Below are 21,242 nucleotides of genomic sequence, written 5' to 3' on the forward strand. Positions count from 1 at the left end.
GGGATAGTAATGGTGAGGTGTTGTATTATGATAAAAAAAATCGGGGTCATTTCTCTTCTTTTATTTCTATTATCAACAAATGCGTTCGCAAAAACCAATCAACAAATGGAAGTATTTGATTGTCAAAAAGAAATGGTCATTCAAAAACAATCTTTAGATCCAGTAATCCAAAAAGAAGCAGTTCAATACGCTAAAGCAATAACCGGTCCATTTAAAAACTTAAATATCGTTCCAAAAGATGGCTATATGATAAAAATCCCATTATCTAAGCCGGTTTCTATTACTAATCAATGGTTACACACTACAATAGACGAAGTACTTATACTGCTCCCACTAAATGAAAAGCCTTATATTATGCTTTATGATGATGAAAATAATCCGCATTTTTATTATGTAAAAGGTAAACCAGGATTATTATTGAAACAAATGAACGTTAAAACGTAATTGACTGAAAAGGAGTCACCTTATAAGCTAAATTTTAAAAGCTAAGGTGCTCTTTTTTATAATAACAATTTAGTAAATGAAATTATAAAAGTTGTTTTTTAATATAAGGGTCGCAACTTCATATATATCAGCGATTTTTAAGATATATCGATTTACCAACAAAAACCCTGTCCGTAGCTATTCTTTGGATAGCAATCTCTATAATAGTTTGTAGTGACTCGATCCCTTATATAATCCCCCTTTTACAAATCCATTTGCAGTATAAAACACATCCCCTTGCTTCGTGTCAGCATGTAAAACAATCACTTCAAAATACTTTTCCGCATGACATAATAGTTGGTTTAATAATAAGTTCCCTAACCCTATACGCCGATAATCCCTTGAAATATAAAATCTCCTTAACCGCCCAATCTTATTGTCTTTTGTGTACGGATCCTCATTTAAACCTCCAACTCCAATTAACATATCACCTTGGAAAACACCATATAAACATTCTCCAGTTTTATTGAATACATTTATTTTGTTTTTATATTCATTTATTAGTCTTATAAGGAAATTAAAACCTTCTTATTCACTGTCTTGAACGAGATGACTGAATTCATATTCCATTAAATTTTCTATTTGTTGAATATGTATATCTTTCAAGTCCATTCCCCCTAAGTACGAAAATACATAAAAATGCTCGAGAATCATTTATTCTGTGCATTTTTATGGTTGTTACTTTATGTAATTCATAGCGTGCGTATTCTTCACTTCATATCTAAACCGATAATACAGTTGATTAATTTTATTATGAAAATATAAGAGCCTTGCTACAATCTAATGTGTGATAAGGCTCTTTAAAGTTGTTTAATTCTTATCGAATTAAAGCATGTGTTTGTTTAAGTGTATACATTCACCATTTATAAATTCTCTCAAATATACTATAAGTTTATATATTTCTCATTCTTCTCTAACAGGTTCAAAATAAATTGTAATTTGTTAATCGATATGTTTGTGTAACCACTGTTCAAATATCTTTAACTGTTCTTCAGTATGAAAGTAATGTTCACCCGTCTCCATAACTTCTAATTCACAACGATGTTTTTTTGTAAAATAGTTAATAGTTTCAAATTCGCACAGTTCATCCTTGGCTCCGTACATAATATATGTATCAATATTCCATATATTAATAGGATGTTCTTTTACATAGCATAAATAATCCCAATATAACTTTTGACCAATAGGTGTCTCTATAGTCATTTCTTTTTGCAAAAGCTCTGGTGTTACATTAAACCATTTCATCATATTTTCGATAATTCGTTCCATATTAACTACTGGTGATAAAAATAATGCCTTTTCTACCACATCATTTTGATAAGCTAAAAGGCTAAAATACGCTCCCATACTACATGCAAACACGTTTATTTCTTTCCAATGTTCTTTTGCATAATTCATAATTATAGATAATTCACTAACACAAATCTGTACTTTGCAAGGAGTATTATCATCTTTTCTTTCTCCATGCTCAGGTAAATCAAAGCTTAATACTTGATAACCTTTTTGTTTGGCTTCTTCAGCTAATATTTGAATAATTGTATCTTCCTTATTTGACATATTTCCATGTACTGCAATAAAAATTTTATCACTCTTATCTCCCCATAAAACCGCAGGAATATTACTAATTTTAAAATTATTTTTAATCATATTCCCTCCATTAACTAAGACATATAGGACTTGGCAAAAAACGCACACACTTTATTTACCTCTGTACAGCAGGTAATATCCCCTTCAACTCCATTAAATCATCTATTACTACATCAGCCTGAGCAAGTTCATCTTCTTGCGCAAAATCAAAATTGCACCCAATTGCAAGTAAACCGTTGTCTTTCGCTGCATTTATATCAGATAGCCGGTCACCAACTACCGCTGCCTCTTTTATATCATATTTGTTCATAATACTTTTAACTAAGTCACCTTTATTTAGCGATTGTATTTGTTCAATACTAAACGTTTCAGTCACCCACTTGTCTAAAGCATAATAAGTTACGATTGCTCGTAAATATTCAGTTAAACCATTACTAGCAATGTAAATTGAACAATTATTTTCTTTTATATATGTAAATATTTCTTTTACATTTGAATATAAAGCGCCTTTTCCGCTTTTTATGTTTTCAATTAGTCTATCTAAAAAATATGCATCTGTTTGTTCTCTTACTTCAATAGAATGGTCCGGTAATAAAGCTTCCCAAACTTGCGGTAACGGCACACCCATAATTTCTCTATATTTATTAATTGGTGTTACTGTATCCCATAGTTGTAGTGATCTTAAGTGATTGAAAGTATCATCTAACGATAATTCTAAAATTTTATCTGTTTGAAATAACGTTCCGTCCATATCAAAAATTAACGCTTGTAACATGTCATTCTCCCCTTTTGAACTATAAGTATTACTCGATATATTTTTCAGCATCTCAACGATAATTTCTGAACAATAATTTGCGGCAGTTTTCGCGAAATCATCATAAGAAACTTGAGCTTCATCATCTGCACTGTCAGAAATACATCTTATAACAAGAAACGGTATATCATTTATGTAGGCGACATGTCCAATTGCTGCTCCTTCCATTTCTGTACAATGAGGTGCGTATTCGTCTATTAATTTCGCCTTTAACTTTGAATCTTCAACAAAACATTCACCGCTGACGATTCTTCCTTCATGAACCCTAGTACGTAAACTACTACTATTACATGCTTTACGTGCTAACTCTACCAATTCCTTACTTGCGATAAATTCTTCCTTGAACGGAAATAAGTTTTTCATTTGATTTTTACTTACATCATGATGGGTTACGTTAGTTGAAATAACTAAATCGCCAACTTTTACATCTGGATGTAACCCACCAGCAACGCCTGTATTAATGATAGAGTCTACATCAAATTTATGAATTAATGTTTGCGCGCATGCAGCTGCATTTACTTTCCCTACACCAGAACGTGTAATAATTACTTCTATTCCCATGAATTCTCCAATATAAAAAGGCATTCCCGCTATTGTCTGTTCCTCTTGTATAACTAGTTTTTCTAAAAGTAAATCTATTTCAATTTGCATTGCTCCAATAATGCCGATTCTGTTCATGTATGTAGTCTCCTTTATTAATTAATCCCTTTAATCCTCTCAGACATAACCGACAATAAAAATTTCGGAAGTACAAGTTGTCTCTTTAACCTTTTCGGCTGTGAGAGTAACCTATACAGCCATTCAGTTCCGGTATCCCTCATCATTTTCGGTGCTCTTTTTACAGTACCAGATATTATATCAATCATGCCTCCGATACCAATAGATAGCGGAACGTTTAATGTTTGTATGTTTTCATAGATGAACTCTTCTTGTTTTGGTGAACCTAGTCCTACTAGTAGTAAATGCGGCTTGAATTGCTTAATTTTCATTTTTATTTCTTCTATTTCTTCACCATTTACAAATCCATGCTGTCCTTTAAACTGCGCTCCTGGGAACTGCTCATTTAATTTTTCTAATGCCTTTTTATTACTTTCTGGAGCGGCTCCAAAAAGAAAGACACGATATTCATTGTCGTTACAATATTTTATTAAATCGTGAGTTAAATCCGCTCCAGTAACACGTTCTTTCAAAGTTCCTTTTAATATTTTCGAGCCAATTATGACACCAATCCCATCCGCTGTTATTAAATCCGCAGATAGTAACATCTTTTTAAACTGCTTTGATTTTTCCGTATTTTCCTTTGCAGACATAACAATTTCAGGATTTGCAGTTACTACAAACCTTGGTTTCTCTTGTTGTTCATGTAGCCAACCTTTTAATAAACTTATAGCTTTTGCATATTCTAAAGTTGAAAAAGGTATACCTTTTATAAACTGCTGATCCACTATACTCTCCCCTTACATAAGCTGCAAATATTCATCAATATCTTTAGAAATTTGAATAAAAGCCTTATTCCAAAATTCATAATTTCTTATATCTATTTCAAAATATTTTTTCATAAGCTCCTCTACTGGAACCTTTCCTGTTTCTCGTAAAAACTCTTTATATTTCGAATGAAAAGTACCTTTACTTTCTTGAGCGATTTCTAATAAACTAAAACTTACTAAATATCCAAATGTGTATGGATAATTGTAAAAAGGAACATCTGCTATATAAAATTGAATATATTTCATCCATACAAACGGTTGGTATTCACTTAAAGCATTTCCATAAGCTTCTTTCTGTGCCATTATAGATAATTTCTCAATTTCATCAGCACTTAAAGGACCCTCTTTACATTTTTCATAAAATGTTTTTTCAAACTGATACGATGCTCGTATTGCCATTACATAATTAAAACTATTTCTTATTTTCCAGCTAAGTAATGACTTTTTCATATCTTTACTATCCGTTGTTTCAATTAGATAATTTAAGAGTACCGTTTCAAAGAAAATAGATGCTGATTCAGCCGTACTCATTGGCAAATTATCATCTAAAAAAGATATAGATTGTTCGAAACTCATATTATAAAAATGCCAAGCGTGTCCTAATTCATGAGCGAGCACTCTTACACTATCTATACTCCCATCATAGCGCATTGAAATTCGTGATTCTTTCTCACTGAAAAATGGAGCACAAAACCCACCTGGTGGTTTATTCTCTCTCGGTTCAGCATCTACCCATCCACTTTCTATCGCATTACGTGCAAATTCTGCTAATTCTTCATCAATATTCTTACATGCATCATAAACGTTTTGTACTGCTACTGAAAAAGGAATTATAACCTCATTACTTTCCTTTACTGTCATAAGTTCATGCCATGTAATTGACTCTTTTCCCTTCTTATACACGTTTAAAGCACTTACTAATTTATCAAGGTTTTCTTCTGTCGCATTCCACATTTGGAATAATACAGCTTCTGAAATGCCATTCGCATGAAAAGATTGTGTTAAAATCTCTCTATCTTCTATTTCATTACTCTTTGCATTACGCAATCTCCCTATTTGATTTAATACAGTAGCAAAGATTTCTTTTTCCTTATGTAAAGTACTTGTAAGTAACTCGAATACTTCTAATCTTTCCTTTTCATTTTCACTATTCATTGCAATATTATTTGCTTGTCCAAAGGATAATTGTTTATTATTGTGCTCTATTTCTATCCTATCCCGTAATTGTATGTACATATCTTCCCACGCACTAAGTTCATTTTTTATAAACTTAATATTAATATTATCGGAAGTTTCTACTTCACTATGTTTTATTATTTGCTGTACTTCACTTTTTAGTTCCTTCACTTTCACATTCAATTTAGTAAGGTCAGATGAAACACTTTCTTCAACCCATTGACAATACAAATAGTATTCTGCTTTTTCAATAGCTTGTATAAGCTTTGAAAGAACCTCTACATCTTTTGTTACAAAATATTGCTCTTTCAACTCTAAAATCGGAAATAGAATATCCTCATTCAAATACAATCGATTTAAATCCCATCTAGCAATTTCTTGCATTTTTATAGCCGCCTCCTATTTTTACAAATAGTTACAGATATTTCTTCCTACACAATTATATATGAAATAAAAAAATTTCGATATCCTTAAATATTCAGATTCCTATAAATGCATTCTTATTTATATCTTTTCTTCTACCATAAAGTATCATTTCACATATAAAAAATAATCCCTCTACAGGATTGCATTTGATATAGGCTAACTTCAAAGGTTTCATCTTCATCCATACCATATCGACCGATTATCACAGATTAAAAAATAAAAAAGGATTGATCAAAAGATCAATCCTTTACTCTACTTCATTTAAGAAAAATAACGTTATAACGCCAGGACCTGTATGTGCACCGATTGCTGCACCAATTGTATTTACGATAAATACTTCACAGCCAAATCTTTCCGTAATTAATGCTTTTAATGCTTCAGCTGTTTCTAAATCGTCACCGTGAGTCATACCGATTGTTTGACCTTTAAGGTCTTTACCACGCTCTTCCATAATATCAACAATACGGCTTAATACTTTCTTTTTCCCTCGTACCTTTTCAAGTGGGACAAGTTTTCCTTCTTCCACGTTCAAAATCGGCTTAATGTTTAATAAACCACCGATAAATCCTGCTACTTTACTTAAGCGCCCGCCTCTAACAAGGTACTGTAAGTCAGCTACAGTGAAGATATGTTCCATATGGTTCATTAGAAAAGCGACACGGTTTAATATGTCTTCTTTTGATGCGCCGTTTTTTGCCATTTTAGCAGCTTCTAATACGACAAGCCCTTGACCAAGCGAAGCACATTTCGTATCAATAATTTCTAAATCTAAATCTGCATATGTTTCTTTTACTTCCTCTTTAATGACAACTGATGATTGATATGTACCAGACAGTTCAGATGAAAAAGCTAAATATATACAAGGATTACCTTCTTTTGCATAAGAAACAAATTTTTCTTGGAAAGTTTCAAGTGAAGGCAATGACGTTTTATAAACAGCGCCTTCTCTCATTTTTTGCAGTAATGTAACTGACTCTAATGTTACTCCATCTAAATACTCTGTTTCTACTTCATCATATACACGGAGTGGAATTAAATCAATATCATATGCTTGCAGCAATTCTACTGGTAAATCCGCCGCACTATCCGTAATGATTTTAACACCCATTTTTAAACCTCTATTCTGTTATAAATATAAAATAATAAAATAAAAATAGTACTTTTAAATTATATACGTAAAACTTAAATGAAGAAAGGAAAACACTTTATATTGTATGCACTATTCTTCAAAACTTGAACTATTAATGAAAATGGTTCTATTTTAAACACCTTTTTCTTATCATTTTTCAATAACACGAATAATTTTATAAGTATTTTGTATCATCATATTTTAATTCTTTATCTTAATATAATCTTTTCAAATTTATACTGTTTAAAATTTATACTGTTTAAAATTTAAAAGCCACATCCAATAAAGGAAATGGCTTTTAAATTTCCATAAAACAACCAAACTTTATTTCCCATCACATTGTTCTCATTATTATTTTGGCGATGTTAATGATTAATATTTATAGCCTGTACTATATTCACCTGTAAGAATCACTATATAAAAAAACAGGTTAAACATTTTATAAAATATTTAATTTTACTAGTAAAGCTAATAAAATTTGGAGAAGAATTTGAACATTTACTGCTATGTCTGTATCCGTAGTCGTAACTGTAACATTTCTAGAATTTCTAATAACAGTTTCTTGTTTATTAATTTGTTTAATAGATGATTTTTGAAACAATTCTTGTGCTACACGGTCAGCTTTTTCACTATCTGCTATAGAAATACTTATTATAACCACGATAGCTGCTTGTAATGCTGCTTGAATAGATAAAGCAGCTTTTGTATCTGTAGTAGTAACTTCTACATCTGCTGAATCTACAATTGTAATAGATTCTTCAGAAATTTGATACGTTTTACTTTCTTGCGCAGCTGCTTCTGAAACGCTAGCATTTTTAAAAGATGGATGAGGATTTGAGGAATCTAATGCACTCCACTTTTTATTTTCATCTGAATGACATGTTTTGTCCATGCGTTCACCCCCTTTCAATCTAAATAATTATTAACTTGTGATTGTATTTCAGAAACAATACTTTTAATTTGCTGCTTTTTTTCTGGTGATAAATTTTTTAGTTTTTCTTCATTTATCCCATGCCTATTAAAAATATCTGAGAGTAAAAGGTCTATAATTATATTCTTTTGATCCTTATCAAACTTAAAGGAAGAAAATTTATTTAAATCATCCATTTACAATGTTCACTCCTATCAGTTTTCTATAAAAATTTCAAATAACTACCAGCATTATATGTATTTAAATAAAAATTGCTTGGACAAGTAACTTAATCTTTTATTTTTACTTTTTTTTACTAATAAAATCAAAAAGCTGTCTTCTAATACGAAGACAGCCCTCCTTTACTTCACATATATAAGTTTTATTCACTGTTAAATAATAAGTTCACCTTTGTTATTGTGTAGTTTTCCACACTTAATTTCCCATAAATCTTGAATATTAATTCGGTCATAATGAGAAGTCCAAGCTTGTACCACATATTACAACAAAAAATATTTACTTAGAGTGAACCCTTGTGGCTAAATATAAATGGGATAGACACTTTATAAAATGTTTAGTTTAACTAGTAACGCTAATAAAATTTGAAGGAGAATTTGAATATTCACTGCAATATCTGTATCAGTAGTTGTTACGGTTACGTTTCTGGAATTTTTAATAAATGTTTTTTGTCTATTAATTTGTTTAATAGATGATTTTTGAAATAATTCTTGTGTTATTTTATCTGCCTTTTCACTATCTGCTATAGAAATACTTACTACAACTACGATAGCTGCTTGTAATGCCGCTTGGATAGATAGCGCAGCTTTTGTATCTGTAGTAGTAACTTGTACATCTGCTGAATCTACTATTTCAATATATTCCTCAGAAACTTGATCGATTTCATCTGTTTGTATAGCTTCTTCTAAAAAATTTGCATTTTTACTATATGAATAAGAATTTACTGATTCGGAATCCTGATTTATTGGCTCAGAAACCTGTTTTTTTGGTTCACAATCCTTTTTTATTGGCTCAGAATCCACTTTTTTTCGTTCAGAATCCCGATTTAATGGATCCCGGTTTTTCTTTCGTCTACAAACTTCACAATCACACATAAAATCACCCCTTTTAAACTAAAAAATTAGCAATATTAAAATATTGGCTAACTACTAGCATTTTATGTATTTTTTAATAATTTGTTTGGACAAGTAACTTGAATTTATATTTTACTTCTAATTTTTTTTTGTAATAACAAAAAATAGCCTTCTAACAAGAAGACAACCATCTTTTATTTCACATTTATATAAAAGACCCATACTTAAATACACTTAACTTCATATGATATTTTTAGAATGAGTAGTCGTTACTGAAGGGCACTTTTCGAAGTGCTCTTATATTTAATCCCCCCTTTTTCAGGAGGATTTTTTTACTAAACTCTAATACAATTTGCATCAACTAGGCTGGCGATTATCACATTTCCTTAAGAGATTCAATTAATACAGTAACTACTAATTAAAATAACGCTATGATCCCTATACACTTAAACAATATTGCGTTACCGAACATATGAACTAATTTTTATTTTGACTATGTAACACTAAATTCACAACATTATTATCCTATATTTGGTGAAGCCTACATTTCAATGCCAGCAACCCCACACTTTTAATTAATAACTTAAACAAATGTGCTATCTCAAGGTTCCTTTGATATAGTATCTTATGTTCTATATAATGAAGAGAGCGCTAGTATTCGGAAGGAGGGTGTATATGAGTATTCAACTAGCTACATCTAACGATTTAAAATGGATTAATAGTCAATATGAATCAATAGGATTTGTACGAAGTGATTTAAAGAGAGATAAAGTTGCAATTATTACATATAACAACGAGTATGCAGGTGTTGGACGATTAGTCCAAATAGATGCAGATACTATAGAAATGGGCGGGATTTTTATTCTCCCTAAATTTAGAGGGCTACAATTAGCTGGTGAGCTTGTTTCATTTTTAGTAGAAACTGTAAAAAAATCACAAATACAAGATGTATATTGTCTTCCTTTTGAGGAATTAGAAAACTTTTATAAGAAATATGGCTATACTGAAGTCGATACTACGAAAGAAGCAGTCCATCCAATTATTCTAAAAAAATATAATTGGTGTTTGGAGAACTACGATAAACACGTTCTACTATTTAAATTGTAAATATAATAAAAAGTATATTCTCAATCGTTTTTCTATCAGTACTCCTAATCGGAGCCTAAGGATTAATCAAAGATATTTTATCTCTCCTTTTATAAATGGCTGATTAAAACTCAATGTTCCGTCAATACTATAGGTAACATGATTGTATTTCTCCATTCTCCCTTGGAGAGGAGCAGTTAGCTTTTGCTAGCTGCTCTTTTATTTTTTCAAAAAGTCACATAAATATCTTTAATTCCAAACATTCAAAAGATAAAATGTGATAAGATTGTTATGAAGATATTTACCAACTAATAAATGCGCCCTAGACTTACGTACTAGGGCGTATTTATTTTTTAGTATGTAATTCCTTCACTCATCTATTATCCACAAAATAAGTATCATACGCTTTATCAAAAACATATCCTAACTTTTCTGCTAGGTTAGCAGATGTAGTATTCGCTGCGTCCCAGTTTGGATACTTTCCATTTTCTAAGCAATCCAATATAAGAGCTGCACTAACTACAGTTGCCAAACCTTTTCTTCTATGATTGTGATCAGTCGCAACTTCAATTTCAATTCCATCATTATAAATACTATACGAGGATGCACCACATACAACTTCTCCGTTATATAAAATGCTATAACCTATACCACGGTTTATATAATCTTCTACCGACTGAAATTGACTTATAAAATCTTCAGAGATTTTATGTAATGTAGGGCTATTTGCGATATGCTCATCTATTCTTTTTAACTCATATCCTTTTGGAAGTATTGATATAAAAGACTGTAATTTTGAACGATTAAAACCTTCTGAATTTCGTTTGAACTTATAGCGTAAAAACTTATCTATTTTTCTTTCATGGAATGTTTCTAAGCGTTGTTTCCACTCTTCACTATTTACGATAACTAAAATTCTTTCAGGAATATTACGTAATAACTCTTCTGTTTCTTGCACATTTGGGTCTCCAGCGTAAAATGTGAAAATTCCTACCGTAACTTGTGCTACTGTTGGATTTTCAAGATCATTTACCCAAGCAGTCCCCATATGCCCTTGTAAATAAGAAAGTAAAATAACGTTATTGAAATCATCAAACATAGAAACTAGTTTTTTTCTTGTATGTATATTCGCTTCATGTATCATTTACATTCCCGCCTTCTATAAAATCAATCTTATTCTAAATCTTTTAGAATAAACTTATATAATTTTTCAATCAACCATTTACCATATAAGAAAACACCTATTAAACTAAATTTTTATATAATTATAAATCATTCACAAATATAAAATTATTATAACATCTAATAAAAAAAGAGTATCTCACTTTTTAAACTTTAGAATATACATCGTGTATGTATAAACCCTCAACATAATGTATGAGGATTTATCAAAAAATGCGTTATAACTCCTTCTTAGAAATAAAAGATTCCATTTCACCATTTTTATATACTTTAGTCAATTTAACAACTGACTTGTACGTGTTAACGTCATCCTTTATCATTTTTTTCAGCTCTTCTATTTCGATATTACTAGTTCCACTCTCTACCTTTAAACAATTTGAAATGTTTAAGTATCCACTAGATGCGAAAAGAATAACGAATGTAATATCAGGAAAATTAATGAACAGCATTCCAAACTTCAAAGGGTTCGCAGCAGTATCCGATAAAACTAATCGAAAATCTAACAGTTCAGGTACTTGAACAAAATCCTTAGAAACAATCGCTTCACCTACAATTGCAACTTGCTTTACTACATTCCCAAGTTCATCTGTAAATTCAGTACATATAGGTGCATCAATTGTTTTCGCTTGTAAACATAAATTTAATTCTGGATTATGAAAATCAAAAAAGATTGTACTCCCCTCTGTTAAACATTGCGGGCACACATTTCCTAGCAAGCTAAAGTCCTCTTCAATATATTTAACTTTCGATTTGCAACTACAAACTTTTCCTATTCGGATTGCATCAATTTTTGAGCAATCTACAAAAATAACCTCACTGTCTTCTTGTACGAATGATACAATCCCTTTCATCGCATTAAATGAAAGAAAATAAGATACAACGATTTCGTTTCCTACTATTACAATACTTTCAACTTTAGTATACGGTTCTAGACTTTGTAAAAATTCACATATACTATTTTGGCAACATCCACAATCACGTTTCGGCTCACAATCCACTTACACTCCATCCCTTCTCTATATAGAATAGCTAATACATATATATGAAAGGAAAACAAAAAAGCTTGGACAATATAACTTTAACGTAGGAATATCGTTACCTATTCATAATATTAGTACGGGAATTACACCAATAATGAGTAATAACACATAATTTTTACTATAAATACATATAACAATTTCATCTTTCATGAAAAAAACGTTATAATGAAGTGTAGCCTCTACGATTACGTTATAAAGGAGATTAAAACAATGGCTAAAATTAAAGTATACCAAGTAAAAGAAGAAAATATGGAAGCAGTAAAAAACATCATTGATGTTGAGGAACAAAACCCAACTGCTGAAAACTTACAAAATCTATATGCATGTGTATTAGAAACTGAAGATATGGCATTGCCTGAATCATACATTGAAGAAGATATCTTAATCGATTCTATGGAAGTTATGGTTAACGCTTCTCAAAGCAAAGTAAGAGACTTAGGTGCATACGATGTAATTGAAGTTCAAAACAAAGGTAAGAAAACACAAATTTTATTACTTGCAGACGAAGAATACGAAATTATTGAAGGCTAATCTAACACCATACATACGAAAAAGCTCCTTTCCAATTGGAAAGGAGCTTTTTCATTACGCTTTTGATGTTTCGCTCTTTTTATTCTTTTGTTGTTTCTTAATTACCATGCGCTCATTTCCCATAAAGAAAATGAATATGAATGCTAATCCAGCTGGTACCAATGCCCACATGAATGTTTGAACAATTGAACTAGAAAGAGCCTCAATAATCTTATCTAATATTTGCGGAGGGATTTGAGATCTTGCCGATTCTGATAAAATGGCTCTTGAATCCCCTAATGTGTTTGTATTCATTCCCCCGCTCATGCCTTTAAATGCTTCTTCTAATTGATCTTGGAAACCTGTTCTTTGGATCATTCCGAAGATTGTAATACCAAGTGTCATACCTAATGAACGAATGAAATTACTCGTCGAAGTCGCAGATCCGCGCTGTTCCATACCGAAGTTGTGAATAGCTGCCATACTTAGTACAGAGAATGAGAAGCCGACTCCAAATCCGATAATAATCATATACACTGTTAATAATACACGACTTGTTTCTGGCGTTAATGTGCTTAATAAAAATAGTCCAATTAGCATAATAACCGCAGAAATAATCATAATGTTTCGGTAGCTAAGCTTTGTCGTTAAAAACCCACCTAACTGCGCTGTTACGACTGAGCCTAACATCATTGGTAAAAGTAATAATCCCGAGTTTGTTGCAGTGCCACCGTATACACCTTGAATGAATAATGGAATGTATACAGTTGCTGACATAAACGCAGCTCCGTAACATAAAGCAATAATTGTACTCATTCCGAACAAGCGTTGTTTAAACATCTCAAATGAAATGATCGGTTCTTCTACTTTACGTTCAATAAAAATGAATGCAATAATTAAAATAGCGAATCCACCAAATAAACTTAAAATAAAGTTAGAATCCCAATCATACTTTTGTCCGCCAAGTTCAAGCGCAAACATTAAAGAAACTACTGCACCAACTAAAGTAATTGCGCCAAACCAATCAATTTTTTGCTTTCTATGAACTCTTGACTCTTTATAAAAGAATGTAATAAAAATAAGTGCTAAAACGCCAAGCGGTAAGTTAATATAAAATACCCAGTGCCAGCTTATGTAATCTGTAATATACGCACCAAGCAACGGACCAAAAATACTTGATAAACCAAATACTGCTCCGAATAAACCACCCATTTTCCCACGCTTTTCAGGAGGGAAAATATCAAAAACGATAGTAAACGCGATCGGCACTAATGCCCCGCCGCCAATACCTTGAATGGCACGATAAATCCCTAACTGTGTAATATTTTCAGCAGTACCACAAAGTGCCGAACCAATCATAAAGACGATTAAACCGAAAATAAAGAACCTCTTTCTACCATACATATCTGATAGTTTTCCGAATATCGGCATACCTGCCATTTCTGCGACCATATAGGCAGAAACGACCCATACAAAGTTTTCAAGGCCTCCTAAATCACCAACGATTGTTCCCATCGCTGTAACGACAATGGTATTATCCATTGATGCCATTAAAATACCTAGCAATAAGCCCGCTACAACAAAGCCGAGCTTATTATTCTTCTCAACCATAACCTTGCTCTCCCTCATACTACTTATATTTGTTTATGTTCTTTTACGACTGCATTACTTTTTTGATTAAAACTAGTATGATATTCTACAATACTAATTTCACATCCAGGACCAATTGTAACGTTGTTTCCTCTTACAACTTCAGCAATCGTATGTTCTAAATAGATATCATCTCCTTCAATGATAGACGTTTGGAGGCTTCCAGCATGATTGGTAAATGGAATAAATCTCACTTTTTTACGAACGGTAATCTTCTGACCGCCAATTTCTCTTACTTTGCTACCTTCATAACGAAGTGAAATTTCAACATTTTCAGCATTAAGTAATCCATCACTTTCAAGGCCACCAGTTAGTGATAGTTCTTCAACTTCAATATCTCCTTTTACATTTAAAGCGCCTTTCACATCTACGAAATCACCAGTTAATTTCCCCTTAACTTCTATCATACCTCTTACTTTTATTTTTTCAATATGAGCATCACTATGCATTTGTGTATTTCCGTATACTTTTACAGATTCCGCATCTACATTTCCTTGTACTTCACTATCTCCATACACGACATAACTTTTCACTTTCATATTACCGCACACTTCACTCGTGCCGTACGTTTTAAATTCATTACAGCTCATATCATTAGAAATCGTTCCTTCACCGCGAATCTTTACTTTATTATAATCTCCGCCCGCTGAACTACCAGAACCATTAACAGTAAGACTGTGTTGATGTTCCATATCATTTTCTCCCTTCCATTAAATCTGCTTAATTTCTTTTACATTTGCGCTTTTATCAACAGTAAGAACACCCGTATATTCGATTAGTTCAATCTCACAGTTCGGTCCTACCGTAACATTATTTCCTCTTACCGTTCTTATGTGAGCATAATCAATATCGATATTGTCACCTTCTAATAGTTCAGCCTCTAATTGCATACCAAATACTGATTTAAAAAGCCTACTAAAAGTACTTAGTCTATGCTTTACTTTAATCGTTTGACCACCAATTTCTTTCGCTCGACATGTACCGTGAATATTAATATTTATTTCATCAGCGCTTAATAATCCGCCAATTGTAAATTGTCCTTCTGAAGAAAAAGTATCCACTTCACAATTACCGTCAATTGTAGCTTGACCATTGACCTTAAATTCTTCACCAGTGACATTTCCACCTATCGTACCTTTTCCTGCAATTTTCAAACTGTTTGCCTTTACATCTTGCGTAATTGTTGCTTTCCCATCAATTCGCATCGTTTCAGCATGAACTGTGCCATCGACTTTACCAGATCCGCTAATTCGTGCACTGCTACTTTTCAAATCGCCAGTAACTGCACCGTAACCGTTACATTCAAATTGCTCACATTCAACATTTCCATTCACAGTTCCTTTTCCGTTTAATTGTACTTTATGAAACTCGCCGCCATTGGATGAACCGTAACCATTTATAATCAAATTATCTGTACGCATACTTTCTCCTCCACTACAACAATTTAGTTTTTAATGCTTCGGTATATTTCATAATCGCTTCGCGTAAAACGATTTTAGTGCCTTTTTCAAAAATTAAATCGTCCACGTTTGAAACTAATAAACATGTAGAAATCCCTAATTTTCGGACAACGATTAAATCACAAGTTTTATGTTTAATTGCTTCATAATTTTCACGTAAAACTTGCAAGACCATTTTTCCTTCTTCTAAACTAATCTCTCCCGATTGTAGTAATTCTTCTAACATGTACACATAAAGAATATCTACAAATTGAAACTCTGCTGTTTTATTCGTTTGTTCTATGAAAAATTGTAAAACTGGTTCTGATGCAATCTCCTTACGTAAAATGTCTTCCTTTGTTAAAAGAATTTCTCTCACACTCGGTGAAAACATATTCGCTAGTTCATCAAGTGATAAATCCTCTTTCATCGTTTGGATCTTATCGATGCGCTCTAATATCTTTTCTTTCGGAAAAAATGTCTCTTGACCCGTGAATGTTGACTTTCGTACAAACCAATCTTCCGGTATTAAATTTTTTCTCTTCCACCTATATAACTGTCCGTATGAAATACCAGTTAGTTCTAATAAATCTTTTTTTGAAATTAAATCTGTACTCAACTGTATAACACCCCTTCCTGATAACAATGTAACATAACACTGTTACGCTGTAAATAGACTTTTATCACAAGTAGCGTAACAATGTGTAAAACAAACCTATTCCCACATACAAAAAAAGGCTCTTACACATCTTATGAAAATGCGCAAAAGCCCTTATATATCAAGATTTAAACCAAATATTATAAAAATCAATCCAACCTTGTGAATTAATCATTATATTTTGGACTTTTTCATGTGTACTTACCTCTTGTTTATTACGATATAAAGGAATAATATGAATTTGACGTAACAAAGTATCCTCAATATCGCGTAACAGTGTAACTCTTTTCTCTAATTCTTCTTGTTTAAAATAAGGAGACAACTTTTCATGAAAGTCCATGCTGCTTTGTCCATGAATAAAACTATTTTTTGTAAGAAACATATATAATAGACTATCTTCTATTCGTTCACTTATTGTGGCACTATCATGCATCATATCGGCCTTTTGTATCGTACTTACTTCCAATAGCTCTTCTATGTCAAGAAAATTATTTTCTACACGAATCCCGTACTTCACACACTCTTTTTGTATCCATTGTGCATCTTCAACATGATCTCGTCCTGTAAATGTGTAGAGTTGTAGCACTTCATTATGATAAGTACTCCTTTTAATTAAACTTTCTACATCTTCCTCAATCTCTACAATGCTTTCACCTGCTAATATTAGTTTCTGTGCCACTTCTCCACGTTCTCCGCCGAGTTCTTGAACGATTGTATAACCATGAATGATTTTATATAATGCTTTCCGAAATAACTCATCTTGCATTGGTCCTTCTTTCGTATGATTACATGTTATATATGTCACGTTCGACTCAAGCCGAGACAATTCTTTATTATGTTTTTCTTTATCTTTATACTGCGCCTTTACTAAAACATCGTATGTACTTACACCTTGTTCTACATTCCACAACTCAACACGATCTAAAAAAGGTCTTTCACGAAAATATAAAGGATGACCTTCTAAAATGAACAAATTTTCATTACTTTTATATAATTGAAAAGGCCCTGTTCCAATTAGCTCTCCTGCTTCATCTTTATTCACGATAGAACACTGTTCTGCACTTAGCATATGTAAAAACATTCGATTTTCCGTATGTAATTGAATTTCGACAACGTAGTCATCCACTGAACGAATACTTTCAACGTGTTGTAACATCCATGCGTGTGCATTATTTTCCAGCTTCATAAATCGATTCAATGAGTATATAACATCATGTGCAGTTAGTTGTTTTCCATTATGAAAGTGAACTCCTTTTCGTAAATAAAACGTCCATATTTTTTCAGCATCATTATATTCCCAGTGAAATGCAAGTCTTGGCTCTATAATGTTTGTATTACCGTCTACATACACGAGTGTATCGAATATATGTTTTACCATATGGCATTCTGAACGCATTGTAGCGTATACAGGATCTAATGTGATATCTAAATTCATTTGTACTTGCAACCGGAGTACATCTCTTCTCCCTTCAGATGTCATTTCAATCTTATGACCAAATATTGAATCCACCCAGGAGTGATATTCTTCCTTTACTAATGGAAAATGTGAGCTATAGCGTTCCACAAATATGCTTCCGCTTTTGACATCCCCTTTTTTCGTTATTTCTTTTCCTCTATCTAAAATTAAAGATATCGGGTCCTTTTGAAATATTAACTTAGAACGATTTCCTCTGCCGCGACCTGGAAACCACTTGATCCAATTTAACTCATCTAATTTTTTTATAATTAATTTACTATTACGCTCTGTACAAAATAATGTTTCAGATATATTTTGCACTGTTACTTCCAATTGTTCTCCCTCTTTTTCCCCTTTTCCATAAGCAATCCATAGTTCAATGTATTGATCTAAAATAAACATCATAATCCCCCTAAAAGGTGAAAAATACTCCCTATTGTTTCTACACTTTTTCCAATTCTTCTTTCATCTTATCATTTCAATATAGAAAGGAGGAATTAATATTGAATTATCTCTTACTTCGTTACAATAAACCTATTTTTATTAGACTGTGTGGTGAATTATTAACCAGAACGACTGAATCTATGTTAGCTATCATTATGATTATTTACGTCAATAAAATGTTAAACGGCAATGTAATAATAACTATGCTGATTTTCGGATTACAGCCACTTTCAGACATTTTATTTACACTTATTGCTGGAGGAATTACTGATAAATATGGCCGGAAAAAGATTATGTTACTCGGCTTATTGCTACAAAGTGTTGCAATCGGTAGTTTCGTTTTCGCTCAATCCGTTTTTATATTTGCACTGTTATATGTCATTAATGGCATTGGCCGTTCCTTATATATTCCGGCTCAACGTGCACAAATTGCTGATTTAACAAAAAAAGAGCAGCAAGCAGAAATTTTTGCTCTCCTACAAACGATGGGAGCAATTGGATCCGTAGTCGGCCCTTTAATCGGTGCAAGTTTTTATAATACTCACCCAGAATATTTATTTATCGTGCAAAGTGTAACCCTTACGATATATGCCGTTGTTGTTTGGACCCAGCTCCCAGAAACCGTTCCACCAATAAGTATGTCAAAACAAACAGTTGAGGCAAGTTCACCAAAGCAATTTATTTTTAAACATTACGCCATATTCGGTCTTATGGTTTCTACACTTCCTATTAGCTTTTTTTATGCACAAACTGAGACGAATTATCGTATTTTCGCAGAACATGTATTTCTTAATCTCGTATTCATACTCGCATTTATTTCAACATGTAAAGCCATTTTGGAAATCATTCTACAAATCTTCCTCGTAAAATGGTCTGAACGATTTTCTATGGCGAAAATCATCCTTATTTCTTACGCCTGCTATACAATAGCTGCAGTTGGCTTTAGTTATTCAACGACGATATTGTCGTTATTCTTCACCTTACTCTTTTTAGTCATTGGAGAAAGTATTGCTCTAAACCATTTATTACGATTCGTTTCAGAAATTGCACCTCATGATAAACGTGGTTTATATTTTTCAATTTACGGTATACACTGGGATATATCTCGAACGTGTGGACCAGTTATTGGTGCAGTTTTATTAAGTAAGTTAAATGGTAGTATGCTGTTTTATATTTGCGCTAGTTTCTTATTAGTTGGAGGTATTGTACAAGCGTTATTTGTTCAAAATTTGGAACGAAAAAAAATCGCAAACCAGCCTACACATAATTTATAAGTTACTACTTTTTCAGTAGATCAACATTTCTTATTGGATGCATGCTAAAAAACAAAAGTGAAGTATTTCGCATATGAAATGAGACGTTCCTTGTTTACAACTAAAACACCTCACTTAATGAAGTGAACCCGAATAGTGGTACATGAAAAAAACACCTCCTGAATTCGCATACTAAGTATGCAAATTCATTGGAGGTGTTTTTCGTTTGAAGACAAGAGTTCATTACCCAGAAGAAGTAAAGTGGAAAGTGATTGAAATGAAAAAGGATGGATATTCCAATTGGACAATTATGGAGAAGCTTGGAATTAAAAATGTTTCCCAAATTAAGACGTGGATGAAGTGGTATCGTACCGATCAAACGTACCGTTTTCAACAACCTGTAGGAAAACAATATTCTTATGGAAAAGGACCAAAAGAGCTCAGTGAATTAGAACAGCTACGTTTAGAAAATAAACATCTAAAAACAAAATTACTTGTATGGGGAAAGTATCTGGAAATCGAAAGGGGCTGAAACCAGAAACTGTAGTTACTTTATGGAGAAATGTACAAACAAAAATAACGGTAAAAGACTTGTGTAACGTATTAGAATTACCCCGTTCTACATTTTATCGTTGGTTACAACGAACGGAAGATCTGAAAGATGATATAGAAGAAAAAGTAAAGGACGTCTGTCTTAGGCATAAATTCCGGTATGGATATCGAAGAGTGACCGCTACTCTTCGAAAAATGGGACTGTGTGTCAATCATAAAAAAGTATTACGAATCATGAGACAAAATCATATTCTTTCAAAAGTGCGTCGAAAGAAAAAGAAATATATCAATGGTGCGGAACCAATGGTAGCCCCTCATCGATTGGAGCGCCAATTCGATGCATCCAAACCAAATGAAAAGTGGTTTACGGATGTGACGTATCTCTTATTTGGAGAGCGTACCTTGTATTTATCAACGATCATGGATGCCTTTAATCGTGAAATTATTAGTTGTGTCATCAGCGAATCACAAACACTGACATTAGCGATGAAAACATTGAAACAAGCAATGAGAGGGCGAAAAGTAAAAGATGTCCTTCTTCACTCGGATCAAGGAAGTATTTATACAGCAAAAGAATTTCAAGCGTATGCCAAAGAAAACGGCATGATCACCAGCATGTCCCGGAGAGGAAATTGCCATGATAATGCCGTCATGGAAAGCTTCTTTGGTCATTTAAAAAGTGAAGCTTTCTATTCACAAAAGATAACAAAAGTATCCAACACAACTGTGCGAAAGATTGTGCTAGAATACATTCATTACTACAATTGTGTGCGAATTCAAGAAAAATTAAACCACCTATCCCCTAAAGAATTTAGGGAACAAGTGGTTTAGGTGTTTTGATTGGTGTCCCGTTTTCGGGGTTCACTTCA

Annotated in this window: 20 protein-coding genes and 1 pseudogene; 5 read left to right on the plus strand and 16 right to left on the minus strand. The window is 32.4% G+C overall.

Annotated elements, in window-relative coordinates; genetic code table 11:
- The first annotated feature begins 27 nt into the window (after positions 1 to 27).
- Positions 28 to 444 (plus strand): hypothetical protein, encoded by a 417-nt coding sequence (locus ACYFX0_RS28965; RefSeq protein WP_000591759.1) that lies wholly within the window; start codon positions 28 to 30, stop codon positions 442 to 444.
- Between the two features lie 198 nt (positions 445 to 642).
- Here ACYFX0_RS28965 and ACYFX0_RS28970 read toward each other — a convergent pair.
- The 9 genes and pseudogenes from ACYFX0_RS28970 to ACYFX0_RS29010 all read right to left on the minus strand — a co-directional run bounded on the left by ACYFX0_RS28970 (position 643) and on the right by ACYFX0_RS29010 (position 9,124).
- Positions 643 to 1,137 (minus strand): annotated as a pseudogene (locus ACYFX0_RS28970) (GNAT family N-acetyltransferase).
- A 288-nt stretch (positions 1,138 to 1,425) separates the two neighbouring features.
- Positions 1,426 to 2,130 (minus strand): alpha/beta hydrolase, encoded by a 705-nt coding sequence (locus ACYFX0_RS28975; protein WP_000594617.1) that lies wholly within the window; start codon positions 2,128 to 2,130, stop codon positions 1,426 to 1,428.
- A 55-nt stretch (positions 2,131 to 2,185) separates the two neighbouring features.
- The gene (locus ACYFX0_RS28980) at positions 2,186 to 3,562 is read right to left on the minus strand and encodes a 5'-methylthioadenosine/adenosylhomocysteine nucleosidase (RefSeq protein WP_086390593.1); all 1,377 of its coding nucleotides are present in this window, start codon (positions 3,560 to 3,562) and stop codon (positions 2,186 to 2,188) included.
- Positions 3,563 to 3,579: 17 nt separating this feature from the next.
- Positions 3,580 to 4,329 (minus strand): WecB/TagA/CpsF family glycosyltransferase, encoded by a 750-nt coding sequence (locus ACYFX0_RS28985; RefSeq protein WP_000372659.1) that lies wholly within the window; start codon positions 4,327 to 4,329, stop codon positions 3,580 to 3,582.
- A gap of 12 nt (positions 4,330 to 4,341) precedes the next feature.
- Positions 4,342 to 5,931 (minus strand): M3 family metallopeptidase, encoded by a 1,590-nt coding sequence (locus tag ACYFX0_RS28990; protein ID WP_063675457.1) that lies wholly within the window; start codon positions 5,929 to 5,931, stop codon positions 4,342 to 4,344.
- 289 nt (positions 5,932 to 6,220) lie between these two features.
- Positions 6,221 to 7,081: a DegV family protein gene (locus tag ACYFX0_RS28995; RefSeq protein WP_000538299.1), complete on the minus strand. Its 861-nt coding sequence runs from the start codon at positions 7,079 to 7,081 to the stop codon at positions 6,221 to 6,223.
- Between the two features lie 460 nt (positions 7,082 to 7,541).
- Positions 7,542 to 7,994 (minus strand): spore coat protein, encoded by a 453-nt coding sequence (locus ACYFX0_RS29000; RefSeq protein WP_000361676.1) that lies wholly within the window; start codon positions 7,992 to 7,994, stop codon positions 7,542 to 7,544.
- Between the two features lie 14 nt (positions 7,995 to 8,008).
- Positions 8,009 to 8,209 carry a spore coat protein W gene (locus ACYFX0_RS29005; RefSeq protein WP_000342253.1) on the minus strand — a complete coding sequence of 67 codons (201 nt, stop codon included), beginning with the start codon at positions 8,207 to 8,209 and terminating at the stop codon, positions 8,009 to 8,011.
- Positions 8,210 to 8,575: 366 nt separating this feature from the next.
- Positions 8,576 to 9,124, minus strand: a complete 549-nt coding sequence (locus tag ACYFX0_RS29010) for a spore coat protein (RefSeq protein WP_000332789.1) — start codon at positions 9,122 to 9,124, stop codon at positions 8,576 to 8,578.
- A 654-nt stretch (positions 9,125 to 9,778) separates the two neighbouring features.
- Here ACYFX0_RS29010 and ACYFX0_RS29015 point away from each other — a divergent pair.
- Positions 9,779 to 10,210, plus strand: a complete 432-nt coding sequence (locus tag ACYFX0_RS29015) for a GNAT family N-acetyltransferase (protein ID WP_000027167.1) — start codon at positions 9,779 to 9,781, stop codon at positions 10,208 to 10,210.
- Positions 10,211 to 10,562: 352 nt separating this feature from the next.
- On the opposite strand, the gene ACYFX0_RS29020 is transcribed toward ACYFX0_RS29015, so the two are convergent.
- Both ACYFX0_RS29020 and ACYFX0_RS29025 read right to left on the minus strand, forming a co-directional pair.
- On the minus strand, positions 10,563 to 11,333 hold the full coding sequence (locus tag ACYFX0_RS29020) for a GNAT family N-acetyltransferase (protein ID WP_000581062.1): 771 nt from the start codon (positions 11,331 to 11,333) through the stop codon (positions 10,563 to 10,565).
- A gap of 256 nt (positions 11,334 to 11,589) precedes the next feature.
- The gene (locus ACYFX0_RS29025; protein ID WP_000340383.1) at positions 11,590 to 12,369 is read right to left on the minus strand and encodes a BC_2878 family exosporium-associated protein; all 780 of its coding nucleotides are present in this window, start codon (positions 12,367 to 12,369) and stop codon (positions 11,590 to 11,592) included.
- A gap of 252 nt (positions 12,370 to 12,621) precedes the next feature.
- Between ACYFX0_RS29025 and ACYFX0_RS29030 the strand changes: the two genes are divergently transcribed.
- Positions 12,622 to 12,942, plus strand: coding sequence for a hypothetical protein (locus tag ACYFX0_RS29030; protein ID WP_001062742.1), 321 nt, complete (start codon positions 12,622 to 12,624; stop codon positions 12,940 to 12,942).
- Positions 12,943 to 12,996: 54 nt separating this feature from the next.
- Here ACYFX0_RS29030 and ACYFX0_RS29035 read toward each other — a convergent pair whose 3' ends face one another.
- The 5 genes from ACYFX0_RS29035 to ACYFX0_RS29055 all read right to left on the minus strand — a co-directional run bounded on the left by ACYFX0_RS29035 (position 12,997) and on the right by ACYFX0_RS29055 (position 18,526).
- Positions 12,997 to 14,532: an MDR family MFS transporter gene (locus ACYFX0_RS29035; RefSeq protein ID WP_063675459.1), complete on the minus strand. Its 1,536-nt coding sequence runs from the start codon at positions 14,530 to 14,532 to the stop codon at positions 12,997 to 12,999.
- Between the two features lie 23 nt (positions 14,533 to 14,555).
- The gene (locus ACYFX0_RS29040; protein ID WP_106081981.1) at positions 14,556 to 15,263 is read right to left on the minus strand and encodes a polymer-forming cytoskeletal protein; all 708 of its coding nucleotides are present in this window, start codon (positions 15,261 to 15,263) and stop codon (positions 14,556 to 14,558) included.
- An 18-nt stretch (positions 15,264 to 15,281) separates the two neighbouring features.
- Positions 15,282 to 15,992 (minus strand): bactofilin family protein, encoded by a 711-nt coding sequence (locus tag ACYFX0_RS29045; RefSeq protein WP_001258382.1) that lies wholly within the window; start codon positions 15,990 to 15,992, stop codon positions 15,282 to 15,284.
- Between the two features lie 13 nt (positions 15,993 to 16,005).
- Complete coding sequence (locus ACYFX0_RS29050; RefSeq protein ID WP_000102242.1) at positions 16,006 to 16,629, minus strand: YhbD family protein; 624 nt, start codon at positions 16,627 to 16,629, stop codon at positions 16,006 to 16,008.
- Between the two features lie 160 nt (positions 16,630 to 16,789).
- Positions 16,790 to 18,526 (minus strand): ABC transporter substrate-binding protein, encoded by a 1,737-nt coding sequence (locus ACYFX0_RS29055; RefSeq protein WP_000470189.1) that lies wholly within the window; start codon positions 18,524 to 18,526, stop codon positions 16,790 to 16,792.
- 101 nt (positions 18,527 to 18,627) lie between these two features.
- Here ACYFX0_RS29055 and ACYFX0_RS29060 point away from each other — a divergent pair, with 101 nt between their 5' ends.
- Entirely contained in the window at positions 18,628 to 19,842 is a 1,215-nt protein-coding gene (locus ACYFX0_RS29060; RefSeq protein ID WP_001108447.1) for an MDR family MFS transporter, read from the plus strand.
- A gap of 205 nt (positions 19,843 to 20,047) precedes the next feature.
- Positions 20,048 to 21,204 (plus strand): IS3-like element ISBt2 family transposase gene (locus ACYFX0_RS29065; RefSeq protein ID WP_097826534.1). Its coding sequence is split into 2 segments (ribosomal slippage): positions 20,048 to 20,300 and positions 20,300 to 21,204, totalling 1,158 coding nucleotides; the frame shifts between segments, so codons are not numbered across the junction.
- Positions 21,205 to 21,242: the final 38 nt, after the last annotated feature.

It is taken from the genome of Bacillus sp. NEAU-Y102, from assembly GCF_054788175.1.